Origin of the sequence: Pseudomonas saponiphila (genome assembly GCF_900105185.1) — a bacterium.
Classification (GTDB): domain Bacteria; phylum Pseudomonadota; class Gammaproteobacteria; order Pseudomonadales; family Pseudomonadaceae; genus Aquipseudomonas; species Aquipseudomonas saponiphila.
Window position 1 is genome coordinate 3,023,019 of sequence record NZ_FNTJ01000001.1, and the last position, 12,585, is coordinate 3,035,603.

Consider the following 12,585-nt stretch of genomic DNA (forward strand, 5'->3'; position numbering starts at 1 on the left):
ATTTGTAACATAATGATACTCATTACTAAATGAAGATGATTAGCATCCGCTGAACCTAAGCTGAACGAGATTTGTTTACTTCTGGAGTGGGGGTTTGCGCCCGTCCCCATCCCGCATGGGGGGGCTGGCTGGCGAGGAGAGACGCAAGAGATGCGTTGAATGGGCTGGCGCCTTCGCTGGCAAGCCAGCTCCTACAGGTGGGGCCCGGAGGATTTTTGTAGGAGCCGGCTTGCCGGCGAAGAGGGGCGCGAGGCATGCGTTGAATGGGCTGGCGTTTTCGCTGGCAAGCCAGCTCCTACAGGTGGGGGGGCCGGAGGATTTTTGTAGGAGCCGGCTTGCCGGCGAATAGGGACGCAAGGCGTGCGCTGAATGGGCTGGCGTCTTCGCTGGCAAGCCAGCTCCTACAGGTGGGGGGGCGGAGGATTTTTGTAGGAGCCGGCTTGCCGGCGAAGAGGGGCGCGAGGCGTGCGCTGAATGGGCCGGCGTTTTCGCTGGCAAGCCAGCTCCTACGGGGGGAGTTGCGCAGGGTTTTTGCGGGAGGTCGCGGGCCGGTTCAGCCGTGGTTCTGTTCGGTCAGGCGTTGCACCGCCAGGCGCCGGTAATGGGATGGGGTCATGCCCTTGAGTTGCTGGAAGCGGCGGTTGAAGTTGGAAATGTTGTTGAAGCCCGATTCAAAACACACGTCGGTCACCGGTTTGTCGCCAGCGGCCAGCAGTTCGCAGGATTTGCTGATGCGCAGGCGATTGACGAACTCGATGAAGCAGCGGCCGGTGGCTTGCTTGAACACTCGGGAGAAGTAGCTGGCTTTCATCCCCAGGTATTCGGCGACTTCCTCCAGGGGCAGTTCCCGGGCGTAGTGGGCAAAGATGTAGTCCACTGCGCGGTTGGTGCGGTCGACGCTGTGCTCATCCGCCAGTTGCCCGCGGGTGGCGCTGGACAGCAATTGGTAGTCGTCGCAGGCCGCCAGCAGTTCCATGAGGATGAAGAAGTGGCCGAGACGGCTGATGCCGCTGGAGTCGGCGATACGCTGCATCAGCGGCAGGGCCTGGGCAATGGTTTGCGGGCATCGGAACTCGATGCCGTACTGCGCCCGCTCCAGCAGCGGGCTGAGGTTCTTCAGTTCGCTGAAGACCTGGCTGCCGCTGTCGAAGAGTTCGTCGGTGAAGTTCACCAGCATGTCGCGCTTGGGCACCACTTCGTCCTCGGCCACCTGGCTGATCCAGTTGTGGGGCAGGTTGGGGCCGGTGAGGAACAGGGTGTGCGGATAGAAGTTGCCGATGTAGTCACCGATGAACACCTTGCCGGCGCTGGCGACGATCAGGTGCAGCTCGTACTCCTTGTGGAAATGCCAGCGCACCAGCGGGCTGGGGAAGCCGTGCTGGCGATAGATGATCGACAGGCCGTTGTGGTCGTCCATCAATTCATAGGAAGGGTCGGTGATCTTGCCGGGTCGGCTCATGGCGGAAGACAGTTCTTGTTGTTGGCCCGCCCGATAATGCCTCGCGGCCTTCCCGCGCACCAGTAGGAGCTGGCTCGCCAGCGAAAACGCCGGTCCGTTCAGCACATGCCTTGCGCCCCTCTTCGCCGGCAAACCGGTTCTCTCCCAGAGGATTGCGCGGCTCCTGCGCTGAGGGCGGCAGGGTCAGGGAGCCGGGCGGTTCTTCGCCTCGATCCACTGCGCCATGTATTGGGTGCTCTTGTGATGGTGGTGGCGCAGCATGGCGCCGGTGAAGTTGTCGCGGCGCTGCTGTTCCAGGTGCTGGCGGCACTGCTGCAGGCGCTGGATCAGCGCCGGGCCGTGGATCTGCTGGCGGTAGCGCGCCTCCAGCAGGCGGGCTCCCGCGGCCTGGGCCTGGTTCCACGACGCCTGGTCCTGATACAGGCGCACCGCCGCCGTCGCCAGGGCGCTGGCGGATTCGGCCACGGCCCCCGGCCACGGCAGGTCGTCCTGGGACATGGATTCGCTGCCCACCGGGGTGGTCACGCTGGGGGTGCCGCAGAGCATGGCGTCCAGCAGCTTGCCCTTGATCCCGGCGCCGAAGCGCAGGGGCGCCAGGCAGATCCGCGCCGCGCTCATCACCTGCAGCGCATCTTCGGCCCAGTTCATGATGTGAAAGCCCTGGGCCGGGTTGTGCAGCGCCGCAGCCTTGGGCGGAGTGTAGGCGCCGTACAGCTGCAGTTGCGCGCCGGGCAGTTGCTGGCGGATCAGCGGCCACACGCGGTTTTTCATCCAGAGCACGGCGTCCCAGTTCGGTGCGTGACGGAAATTGCCGATGCTGAGGAAGTGCGCCCGCTGTTCGAAAGGCGTGAACGCGTCGGGCAACCGGTCCAGCATCAGTGGGCACCAGTGCAGCAGGGCCTGGGGCAGGCGGAACTGCTGCACCAGCAGGTCGATCTCCACTTCGGAAATCATCAGGCTCAGGTCGCAGCGGTAGATGGCGGCGATCTCGCGCTTGGCCAGGTCGGTGTCGGCCATGTGGCGGAACTCTTCCAGCGGTGCCCGGCGGAACAGAGCGCTGCAGTCATCCTCGTCGGCGCCGGCCTTGAGGTGATCCTTGAGTCGCTGGTGGCGGGCGTGGCGCAGGCATTGCAGGTCCGAGGTTTCCAGGACCCGCAGGGCATTCGGGCAGTGCAGCTCGACGCGCCAGCCGAACTGCTCTTCCATCATGAACTGGTCGAACAGCACGATATCCGGCGCCAGTTCGGCGACGAAGCGGTCAAAACTGCTGTTGTTGAGTTCGATCGGGCACTCGCGGATGCCCAGCGCCGCCAGGTCCTCCTTGTGCTCGCCCTCGTTGGCCGGGCTGCTGAAGGTCAGCTCCCAACCCTGATCGAGAAAGCTCTGGAGGATCTGCATCATGTGCCCGCCGGCGGCGGAGGAGCGGGGTTCTGGCCAGACGTAACCAATGATCAGGACTTTGGTTGCGGCGGAGGGACTCATGAGCGGGCATTCCTGGCAGGCGGGGGCAAAAAAAGGGCGCCATTAAACCACAGCCGGCCGCCAGCGGATCAGCCGAGGATGCTGCGCACCTTGTCCCGCAACTGATCGATGGAGAAGGGCTTGCCGATCACCGCCATGCCGGCCGGCACCTCGATGGATTCGGCATAACCGCTGGCGAACAGCACCGGCAATTGCGGGCGCAACTGTCGGGCCCGCTCGGCCAGTTCGCGACCGTTCATGCCGGGCAGGCCGACATCGGTCATCAGCAGGTCGATGCCTTGTTCCCGGTCTTCCAACTGGTGCAGCGCGGCGTCACTGCCATCGGCTTGCAGGACATTGAATTCGAGCTCTTCGAGAACATCGACAATCAACATGCGCACGATGGCATCGTCTTCGACGACTAGGATGGTGGAAGCGCTGGCGGGCATAAGGACACTCTCAAAAAATGAATTCGGCGGGGCGGCGTTACAGGCGGCCTTGTGCATCAGTAAGTGGCGGCTGGCCACAAGTTCCCGAAGCTGTACAAAAAAATGCTCTTGTACAAGCCTCGGCAAGAATAACCGCTTCTTTTGTTCCAGCGCAGCTTCAATTGCAGTTGTGAACCCACCGGTTATAAAAAATAGCTGCAATGGCCGAATGTGGGGCAAACTTCGTTTTTTTTACCGGCGTCCAGGTCCATCAAATGATTCGTCCGACTTCGATTGATGAACAGAGTTTTCGCAAGCTGCTGACCCGCAATATCAGCCTGCCCCTGGGTGTGGGCGTGCTCAGCGCGGTTTTTTTCGTGTCCCTGATCACCTACCTGCTCTCGGTGATCCAGTGGGTGCAGCACACTGACCGGGTGATCAACAACCTCAACGAGGCGGCGCGCCTGACCATCGACCTGGAAACCGGCATGCGCGGTTTTCTGATCACCGGCGACGAGCACTTTCTCGACCCCTACGAAGTGGCCAAGCCGCGCATCGTCAGCGAGCTGCGCAGTCTTCAGGAACTGGTGAAGGACAACCCGCAGCAGGTGGACCGGCTCAAGCGCCTGGAAGCCCTGCAGACCGAGTGGAACAACTTCGCCCAGGGCATGATCGAGCTGCGTCGGCAGAACGGCGACTACCGTGGCGCGGTACAGGCCGGCCGCGGCAAGCGCCTGACCGACGAGATCCGCAAGGAGTACGACGACGCGGTGGTCATGGAGCAGCAACTGCGCCTGGAACGCAATGAAAACGTCAGTCGCACGACCATTTTCAGCGTGATCCTGTACCTGCTGTTCGTGGTCGGTATCAGTGGCCTGCTGGCCTACATCGGCCGCCGCGACCTGCTGGCACTGTCGAAAAGCTACAGCGACAACCTTGAGGCCCAGGACCAGAGCGCGCGGCGCCTGGAGCAGCAGGCCTGGCTGCGCAACGGCCAGAGCGAGCTGGCCGAGCAGATGCTCGGGCAACCGAGCCTGAACCTGCTGGGGCGCAACATCCTGCAGTTCTGTGCCCAGTACCTGGGGACGCCGGTAGCGGCGCTGTATGTGCGTGAAGACCACGGCAGCCTCAAGCGCGTGGCGTCCTACGGCTTCTCCCGGGAGCAGGAACAGCAGGAGCAGTCGCTGTACGGCGACGAAGGCCTGGTGGGGCAGGCCGCGCAACACAAGCGCCTGATCCGCCTGGACAATGTGCCGGTCGATTACTTCAAGGTCAGCTCCGGCCTGGGTGAAGGCGCGCCGCACAGCGTGCTGGTGGTGCCGACCCGGGATGACGATCGGGTCAACGGCGTGATCGAGCTGGGCTTTCTGGGGGCCTTGAGCGAGCGCGACGTCGAGTTGCTGGAGCTGATTGCCGGCAATATCGGTACCTCCATCGAGGCTGCGCGCTATCGCCAGCGCCTGCAGGAAGTGCTGGCCGAAACCCAGCAGCTCAACGAAGAGCTGCAGGTGCAGCAGGAAGAGTTGAAGACCGCCAACGAAGAGCTGGAGGAGCAGTCGCGGATTCTCAAGGAGTCCCAGGTGCACCTGGAAACCCAGCAGGTGGAGCTGGAACAGACCAACGAGCGTCTGGCCGAACAGGCGCAGATCCTCGCCGAGCAGCGCGACGCCATGGACCGCAAGAACAACGAGTTGAACGAGGCGCAGACCCAGCTCGAAGAGCGCGCCGAGGAGTTGCAGCGTTCCAGCCGGTACAAGTCCGAATTCCTCGCCAACATGTCCCACGAGTTGCGCACGCCCCTCAACAGCTCGTTGATCCTGGCCAAGCTGCTGGCGGAAAACCCTCAGGAGAACCTCACCGCCGAACAGGTCAAGTTCGCCGAATCGATTTACTCCGCCGGCAATGACCTGCTGAACCTGATCAACGACATCCTGGACATTTCCAAGGTCGAGGCCGGCAAGCTCGAAGTGCGTCCGGAAAACGCCAGCGTGCCGCGCCTGGTGGATGGCTTGCGCAACCTGTTCCAGCCGTTGACCGCGGACAAGGGCTTGGAATTTCGGGTGCAACTGCAGCCTGGGGTGCCGCAGATGCTGTTCACCGACCGCCAGCGGGTCGAGCAGATTCTCAAGAACCTGCTGTCCAATGCGATCAAGTTCACTGAACAGGGCCAGGTCAGCCTGAGCGTTTCCGTGCAGCCGGGGACGGGCATTGCCTTTGCCGTGCAGGATTCCGGGATCGGCATTGCCCAGGACCAGCAGCAGAGCATCTTCGAAGCCTTCCGCCAGGCCGACGGCACCACCAGCCGGCGCTATGGCGGCACCGGCCTGGGGCTGTCGATTTCCCGGGACCTGGCGACTTTGCTGGGCGGCTCCATCAGTGTCAGCAGCGAGCCGGGGCGTGGCAGCATCTTCACCCTGGTGCTGCCGGAGTACTACAACGAGGCGGCGCAGCCGTTGATCGTGGCCCAGCCGGCGCCGTTGCCGGCAGCACCGGCGCAGCCTGCGAGCATGGCGCCGACGCCGACCGAGGCAGTCGCTGTCGATATCCCGCGATTCATCGATGACCGGGACAAGGCGCCCTTCAGCGGACGCTGCATCCTGGTGGTGGAGGATGAGGCGAACTTTGCGCACATCCTCTTCGATCTGGCGCACGAACTGGGGTATCACTGCCTGGTGGCCCACGGCGCCGACGAAGGCTTCAGCCTGGCGGAGCAGTTCGTCCCCGATGCGATCCTGCTGGACATGCGCCTGCCCGATCATTCCGGGCTCACGGTGCTGCAGCGGCTCAAGGAACACCCCCAGACCCGGCACATCCCGGTGCACGTGATTTCGGTGGAAGACCGGGTGGAGGCGGCCATGCACATGGGCGCCGTGGGCTACGCGGTGAAACCCACCACCCGCGAGGAGCTCAAGGACGTGTTCGCCCGTCTCGAAGCCAAGCTGACCCAGAAGGTCAAGCGCGTGCTGCTGGTGGAGGACGACGACTTGCAGCGCGACAGCATTGCCCGCCTGATCGGCGACGACGACATCGAAATCACCGCTGTGGGCTTGGCCCAGGATGCCCTGGACCTGCTGCGCGAGAACGTCTACGACTGCATGATCATCGACCTCAAGCTGCCGGACATGCTCGGTAACGACCTGCTCAAGCGCATGTCCACCGAGGACATCTGCTCCTTCCCGCCGGTGATCGTCTACACCGGGCGCAACCTGACCCGGGACGAAGAGGCCGAGCTGCGCAAGTATTCGCGCTCGATCATCATCAAGGGCGCCCGCTCGCCGGAGCGCCTGCTGGATGAAGTGACGTTATTTCTGCACAAAGTCGAATCCCAGTTGTCCCATGAGCGGCAAAAGATGCTCAAGACTGCCCGCAGCCGCGACAAGGTGTTCGAGGGGCGCAAGATTCTTCTGGTGGACGATGACGTGCGCAACATCTTCGCCCTGACCAGCGCCCTGGAACACAAGGGTGCGGTGGTGGTGATCGGCCGTAACGGCCATGAGGCGATTGCCAGGCTTAATGAAATCGAGGACATCGATCTGGTACTGATGGACGTGATGATGCCGGAGATGGACGGTTTTGAAGCCACGGTGCAGATCCGCAAGGACCCGCGCTGGCGCAAGCTGCCGATCATCGCGGTCACTGCCAAGGCCATGAAGGACGACCAGGAGCGCTGCCTGCAGGCCGGCTCCAACGACTACCTGGCCAAGCCCATCGACCTTGACCGGCTGTTTTCCCTTATCCGCGTGTGGCTACCGAAGATGGAACGAATTTAGTGGAGCGTAATACCGAGATCGAACTGCGTTTGCTGATCGAAGCTATCTACCTGAAATACAGCTACGACTTCCGCGACTACTCCGGCGCTTCGATCAAGCGCCGGGTCAACCACGCCCTGCGCCAGTTCGAATGCAAGACCATTTCCGCGTTGCAGGAGCGGGTACTGCACGACCCGACCGCGTTCATGCAACTGCTGCAGTTCCTGACCATTCCGGTGAGCGAGATGTTTCGCGATCCGTCGCACTTCCTGGCCATCCGCCAGGAGGTGGTGCCGCTGCTCAAGACCTACCCGTCGATCAAGATCTGGATCGCCGGCTGCAGCACCGGCGAGGAGGTGTACTCCATGGCCATCCTGCTGCGGGAAGAGGGGTTGCTGGAACGCACCATCATCTATGCCACCGACATCAACCCCAGCTCCCTGGAAAAGGCCAAGCAAGGCATCTTCTCCCTGGAGAACGTGCGGGCCTACACCCACAACTACCAGCAGGCCGGTGGCCAGCGCTCCTTTGCCGACTATTACACCGCGGCCTACGACTACGCGATCTTCGACAAGACCCTGCGCGAGAACGTGACCTTTGCCGATCACAGCCTGGCGACGGACAGCGTCTTCTCCGAAACTCAATTAATTTCGTGTCGTAACGTATTGATTTATTTCAATAAAAAATTGCAGGATCGGGCTTTTGGGCTGTTCCATGAGTCGCTTTGCCACCGTGGTTTCCTGGTGCTGGGCAGCAAGGAAACCCTGGAGTTTTCCGCCTATGGCAAGCATTTCGAACCCTTGGTCAAACAAGAACGGATCTACCGCAAGACATGAGCCAGGAAACTGTCGCGCCCCATCGCCGGCCTCGGCTCGAGGCGGTGGTGGTCGGCGCCTCCGCAGGGGGCGTCGAAGCCTTGTTGAGCCTGTTCAATGAAATCAGCGCCGGTTTCAGCCTGCCGGTGATCGTGGTCCTGCACCTGCCCGACGAGCGTCGCAGCCAATTGGCCGACATCTTCGACCGGCGCCTGGCGCTGAGGGTGAAGGAGGCCGACGACAAGGAGTCGATCGTTCCAGGCACCCTGTACTTCGCGGCTCCCGGCTACCATCTGTCAGTGGAGCAGGACCGCACCTTGTCCCTGAGCCAGGAGGAGCGCCTGCATCACTCACGGCCAGCCATCGATTACCTGTTCGAGTCCGCCGCCGACGCCTACGGCGAGCACCTGGTGGCGGTGTTGCTGACCGGGGCCAATCAGGACGGCGCCCAGGGCCTGGTCGAGGTCAAGCGCCAGGGCGGGCTGACCATTGTCCAGGACCCCGTCGAAGCCCATGTCTCCACCATGCCGGAAGCGGCCCTGGCCCTGCAGCAACCGGACTACATCCTCCCTTTGCGCGGCATCAGCCGTCTGCTCGCCGAGCTGGAACGAATCGCATGTTAAGTAATATTCAAGCCAAGCTGCTGATCGTCGACGATCTGCCGGAGAACCTGCTGGCCCTGGAAGCGCTGATCAGGCGCGAGGACCGCACGGTGTACAAGGCGCTGTCGGCCGACGAAGCCTTGTCATTGCTGCTCCAGCACGAATTCGCCATGGCCATTCTCGATGTGCAGATGCCCGGCATGAACGGCTTCGAGCTGGCCGAACTGATGCGTGGCACCGAGAAGACCAAGAACATTCCCATCGTTTTCGTCAGCGCCGCCGGGCGTGAACTCAACTACGCCTTCAAGGGGTACGAGAGCGGGGCGGTGGACTTTCTGCACAAGCCGCTGGATGTCCATGCGGTCAAGAGCAAGGTCAATGTCTTCGTCGACCTGTACCGCCAGAGCAAGGCCATGAAGCAGCAGGTCGAGGCCCTGGAGCAGAGCCGACGCGAGCAGGAGGCGCTGCTCAACAAGCTCCAGGCCACCCAGAACGAGCTGGAGCAGGCGGTGCGCATGCGCGATGACTTCATGTCCATCGTCGCCCATGAGGTGCGCACGCCGCTCAATGGCCTGATCCTGGAAACCCAGCTGCGCAAGATGCACCTGGCCCGGGAGAACGCCGCGGCCTTCAGCCTGGACAAGATGCAGGCCATGGTCGATCGCGACGAGCGCCAGATCAAAAGCCTGATCCGCCTGATCGAGGACATGCTGGACATCTCGCGCATCCGCACCGGCAAGCTGTCGATCCGGCCATCGCGGTTCGACCTGGCGCAACTGGTGCGCGGGCTGGTGGAGAATTTCGCGCCCCAGGTGGAAGCCGCGCAATCGTCCCTGACGCTGCAGGCCGAGCAGCCCCTGGAAGGCCAATGGGATGAGTTCCGCATCGAACAGGTGATTTCCAACCTGCTGACCAATGCCCTGCGTTACGGGGCCAAGAGTCCAATCGAAGTCAGGGTCTATGCCGAAGATGGCGAGGCCCGGGTCGAGGTGCAGGACCACGGCATCGGCATCAGTGAAGACAACCAGAAACGTATTTTTCAGCAGTTCGAGCGCGTCAGCGCCAGCCACGTGGCGGCGGGCCTCGGGCTTGGGCTGTTTATTTCCGAACAGATAGTCACCGCCCACGGCGGCACCATCGCTGTCGAGAGTCGCCTGGGCCAAGGTGCGCGGTTTCGCGTAAGCCTGCCCCTGGCCTGACTTCAGGAGCCGGTTCGCCGGCCAAGCGCGCCAGGCCATCGGGAATCGCGAAAAGCGTAATCTGCACGCAACCTCTGCGTGACCCAATGGTCGAAGGGGCAGCAATTGACCGAGCAAAGGTTTTCCATGAGTGAAGATGCACAAGACGTCGTACTGATCGTCGAAGATGAACCGGTGATCCTGATGCTGCTGGCCGACTACCTGTCGGGCCTGGGCTACCGGGTGCTCCAGGCCGAGAATGGCGAGCAGGCGTTCGAGATTCTCGCCAGCAAGCCGCACCTGGACGTGATGATCACCGATTACCGGCTGCCGGGCGGGATTACCGGGGTGATGATCGCCGAGCCAGCGGTGAAGCTGCGCCCGGACCTCAAGGTGATTTTCATCAGCGGCTACCCCAATGAAATCCTCGAATGCGCCAGCCCCATCACCCGCAAGGCGCCGATTCTAGCCAAGCCGTTCGACCTCAACCGCCTGCAGGAACAGATCCAGCAACTGCTGGCTTGATCCACGCCGGTGGAAGGGAAAGGGCTTGGATCAGTTGCATGCCAGGCTTGGTAAAGCCGCCACCGACCGCTGCGTGCCCGGCGGCGTCGGTGATGAACAGGACGTTCAATCGCGGCCCGATCTTGGCCCGTTGCCGGCCGTTCCTGCTCGGCATGCCGACGTAGTAAGCAGCCTTTAGGGCGCGCCAAGCCCAGGGGCCTCTTCGCAGCCTTTCAGGCTCGGCCGCAAGGTTACAGGCCTTGCTGCAGGGCCGGGTCGTCGGGGTTCTGCTGCTCCAGCTGGGCCAGTAGCACCTGGACGTTCTGCAACTGGCCGCTTTCTTTCCAGTAGTTGATCAGGAGCACCCGCGCCTTGCGGTTGTAAGGCTGGCGCTGGACGATTTCTTCCAGTTGCTTCTGCGCCGCCTCCAGCTCCTGCTGGCTGTACAGGGTGGTGGCCAGGTCGTAACGATAGGCGGCGTTGTTGGGTTCCAGCTCCACGGCCCGGGACAGGCCCAGCAGGGCGAATTCACCCTGGCCATGGTGCAGCAGCCAGAGGCCCAGGGCGTGTTGCAGGTAGGCCGAGTCCTGCTGGGCCTGCAGTTGCTTGGCCAGCAATTGGCGGGCGGCGTCGCTCTGGCCCTGCTTGTCCAGCACCTCGATCTGCAGCACCACCGCCTGCAGGTTGTCCGGCGCCAGGCGCAGGGCCTGTTCCAGGGTCTGCTGGGCCTTGAGCAGATCGGCGTTGTGCAGGTACAGGCGCGCCAGCTGGTACTGGGCGTCGACGTTGTCTCCCTGGGTCTTGAGCCCCTGGGTGTATTCGTCGATCACCTGCTGCAAGGGGCCGAAATACAGGCCCTGATCATCCGGGGACAGGCCCAGCAGAGCGTCCACCGCGGCAAAGCGCACGCTTTGCTCGTGATCGTCGAGCAGCGGCCCCAGCAGCAGGCTGCGCTGGCCGCTGGGCACCAGGCCCAGCACGCTGTTGATCGCCGCCTTGCGCACAGCCGGCGAGGCGTGGTGCAGATCGGCATCTGCCAGTTTCAGGGCTTGCGGGCTGGGGTAGTTGGGCAGCACCGCCAGCAGGCGGATGCGCTGCGAGTCGCTGAGGTCGGGGCGCGCCAGTTGCTGGTACAGCACCCGGGCCGCGCCGGGCTGGCCATTGCGGGCTTTTTCCAGGGCCGGGCCATAGCCGTGCTTGATGGCCTCGGGGACCACCGGCGGACTGCTGCGCAGGAAGTTCCAGGCCAGGGCCAGGGCAATGACGAGCGACAGGCTGATCAGCAGGTAGCGACGGGGCAGTGACATGGGGAAATCCGGAAGCTGGCGATTTTTGCAAGGCGCAAGCTTCGGTCAGGAGTCGGCCCGAGTCAAACCCGCAATCAGCTGAGCAGGTATTCCACCGGTTCCAGCGCCGGCGGCAGCTCGCGCTGCCCCAGGGCCGCCAGGACTTCACGCTGCAGACCGCGCAACAGAGCGTTGCAAGGCAGATCGTTGTCGTCGTAGCCGAAGGGGTCTTCGAGGTCGTTGCCGATCTCGTCGAGGCCCAGGAAGGTGTAGCTGACGATGGCGGTGAAGATCGGCGTCAGCCAGCCCAGGGGCTCGGCCATGGCGAACGGCAGGAGGATGCAGAACAGGTAGATGGTGCGGTGCAGCAGCAAGGTATAGGGGAAGGGCAGCGGGGTGTTCTGGATCCGTTCGCAGGCGGCCTGGACCTGGCTCAGGCTGACCAGCCGGGTTTCCATCAGGGTGTAGCGCCATTCGCTGATCAGCCCCTGTTGTGCCCACTGCGAGCAGCGCTGGCCGATGCGTTGCAACTGCCTATCGGTGAGGTTCGGGTGTTGCGGGTCGATGCCGGCCTGGGCCCAGGGCCGCAGGGCGGTGGCCTCGTCTTCGTGACGCAGGCGGGCGATCAGGCTGTGGGCGAAGCCGCACAGGTCGCGCAGCAGGCCCTCGCGCTCGGGATTGCCGTCGATGACCTGGCTTTCACGGATCAGCGAGCGCACGTCGATGATCAACTGGCCCAACTGCTTGCGGCCCTCCCACCAGCGGTCGTAGCAGGCGTTGTTGCGAAAGCTCATGAAGATCGACAGCGACAGCCCGAGCAGGGTGAAGGGCGTGGCGTTGACCTTGGAAAAGTAGGTGGGTTGCAGGGTTTCCACCAGCACGATGACCGAGGCCAGCAGGGTGATCAGCACGCAGCGCAAGGCAATGCGCTTGGCGATCGAGCCCTTGAGGGCGAAGAGGATGCTGATCAGGTTCGGCTTGGGGCGGACAATCATGGACTTGAGGCCAGGGCGACTACGCGGCGATTGAAGAGTAGGAGCGCGCCGTTGGGCTGTCCAATCGCTATGACCGACTGCGTGATCGACAGTCTCTATCAGCGCACT

10 protein-coding genes are annotated in these 12,585 nt (G+C 63.0%); 5 read left to right on the top strand and 5 right to left on the bottom strand.

Annotated features, from left to right (window positions below; translation table 11 throughout):
* Positions 1-553 precede the first annotated feature (553 nt).
* The 3 genes from BLV47_RS14105 to BLV47_RS14115 form a co-directional block, all read right to left on the bottom strand.
* Positions 554-1,459: an AraC family transcriptional regulator gene (locus BLV47_RS14105; protein WP_092314508.1), complete on the bottom strand. Its 906-nt coding sequence runs from the start codon at positions 1,457-1,459 to the stop codon at positions 554-556.
* Positions 1,460-1,642: 183 nt separating this feature from the next.
* Positions 1,643-2,941: a glycosyltransferase gene (locus BLV47_RS14110; protein WP_092314510.1), complete on the bottom strand. Its 1,299-nt coding sequence runs from the start codon at positions 2,939-2,941 to the stop codon at positions 1,643-1,645.
* Between the two features lie 68 nt (positions 2,942-3,009).
* Positions 3,010-3,369 carry a response regulator gene (locus tag BLV47_RS14115; RefSeq protein ID WP_092314512.1) on the bottom strand — a complete coding sequence of 120 codons (360 nt, stop codon included), beginning with the start codon at positions 3,367-3,369 and terminating at the stop codon, positions 3,010-3,012.
* A gap of 254 nt (positions 3,370-3,623) precedes the next feature.
* Here BLV47_RS14115 and BLV47_RS14120 point away from each other — a divergent pair, with 254 nt between their 5' ends.
* From BLV47_RS14120 to BLV47_RS14140, 5 genes are all read left to right on the top strand, one after another.
* Positions 3,624-7,118, top strand: coding sequence for a response regulator (locus tag BLV47_RS14120; RefSeq protein ID WP_092317227.1), 3,495 nt, complete (start codon positions 3,624-3,626; stop codon positions 7,116-7,118).
* On the top strand, positions 7,118-7,933 hold the full coding sequence (locus tag BLV47_RS14125) for a CheR family methyltransferase (RefSeq protein WP_016964143.1): 816 nt from the start codon (positions 7,118-7,120) through the stop codon (positions 7,931-7,933). Before BLV47_RS14120 ends, BLV47_RS14125 begins: the two co-directional genes overlap by 1 nt.
* Complete coding sequence (locus tag BLV47_RS14130; RefSeq protein WP_092314514.1) at positions 7,930-8,535, top strand: chemotaxis protein CheB; 606 nt, start codon at positions 7,930-7,932, stop codon at positions 8,533-8,535. Before BLV47_RS14125 ends, BLV47_RS14130 begins: the two co-directional genes overlap by 4 nt.
* The gene (locus BLV47_RS14135) at positions 8,529-9,713 is read left to right on the top strand and encodes a hybrid sensor histidine kinase/response regulator (protein WP_092314516.1); all 1,185 of its coding nucleotides are present in this window, start codon (positions 8,529-8,531) and stop codon (positions 9,711-9,713) included. Before BLV47_RS14130 ends, BLV47_RS14135 begins: the two co-directional genes overlap by 7 nt.
* A gap of 126 nt (positions 9,714-9,839) precedes the next feature.
* Positions 9,840-10,217, top strand: a complete 378-nt coding sequence (locus tag BLV47_RS14140) for a response regulator (protein ID WP_092314518.1) — start codon at positions 9,840-9,842, stop codon at positions 10,215-10,217.
* Between the two features lie 230 nt (positions 10,218-10,447).
* Here the strand turns inward: BLV47_RS14140 and BLV47_RS14145 are convergent, their stop codons facing one another.
* Positions 10,448-11,503 (bottom strand): tetratricopeptide repeat protein, encoded by a 1,056-nt coding sequence (locus BLV47_RS14145; protein ID WP_092314520.1) that lies wholly within the window; start codon positions 11,501-11,503, stop codon positions 10,448-10,450.
* Between the two features lie 74 nt (positions 11,504-11,577).
* Positions 11,578-12,477 carry a bestrophin family protein gene (locus BLV47_RS14150; protein ID WP_092314522.1) on the bottom strand — a complete coding sequence of 300 codons (900 nt, stop codon included), beginning with the start codon at positions 12,475-12,477 and terminating at the stop codon, positions 11,578-11,580.
* Positions 12,478-12,585: the final 108 nt, after the last annotated feature.

Bases quoted from the DNA above. Each gene is read 5' to 3' on its own strand.
- BLV47_RS14150 (WP_092314522.1), bottom strand. From the start codon at position 12,477: ATGATTGTCCGCCCCAAGCCGAACCTGATCAGCATCCTCTTCGCCCTC.
- BLV47_RS14140 (WP_092314518.1), top strand. From the start codon at position 9,840: ATGAGTGAAGATGCACAAGACGTCGTACTGATCGTCGAAGATGAACCG.
- BLV47_RS14135 (WP_092314516.1), top strand. From the start codon at position 8,529: ATGTTAAGTAATATTCAAGCCAAGCTGCTGATCGTCGACGATCTGCCG.
- BLV47_RS14120 (WP_092317227.1), top strand. From the start codon at position 3,624: ATGATTCGTCCGACTTCGATTGATGAACAGAGTTTTCGCAAGCTGCTG.
- BLV47_RS14130 (WP_092314514.1), top strand. From the start codon at position 7,930: ATGAGCCAGGAAACTGTCGCGCCCCATCGCCGGCCTCGGCTCGAGGCG.
- BLV47_RS14110 (WP_092314510.1), bottom strand. From the start codon at position 2,941: ATGAGTCCCTCCGCCGCAACCAAAGTCCTGATCATTGGTTACGTCTGG.
- BLV47_RS14115 (WP_092314512.1), bottom strand. From the start codon at position 3,369: ATGCCCGCCAGCGCTTCCACCATCCTAGTCGTCGAAGACGATGCCATC.
- BLV47_RS14145 (WP_092314520.1), bottom strand. From the start codon at position 11,503: ATGTCACTGCCCCGTCGCTACCTGCTGATCAGCCTGTCGCTCGTCATT.
- BLV47_RS14105 (WP_092314508.1), bottom strand. From the start codon at position 1,459: ATGAGCCGACCCGGCAAGATCACCGACCCTTCCTATGAATTGATGGAC.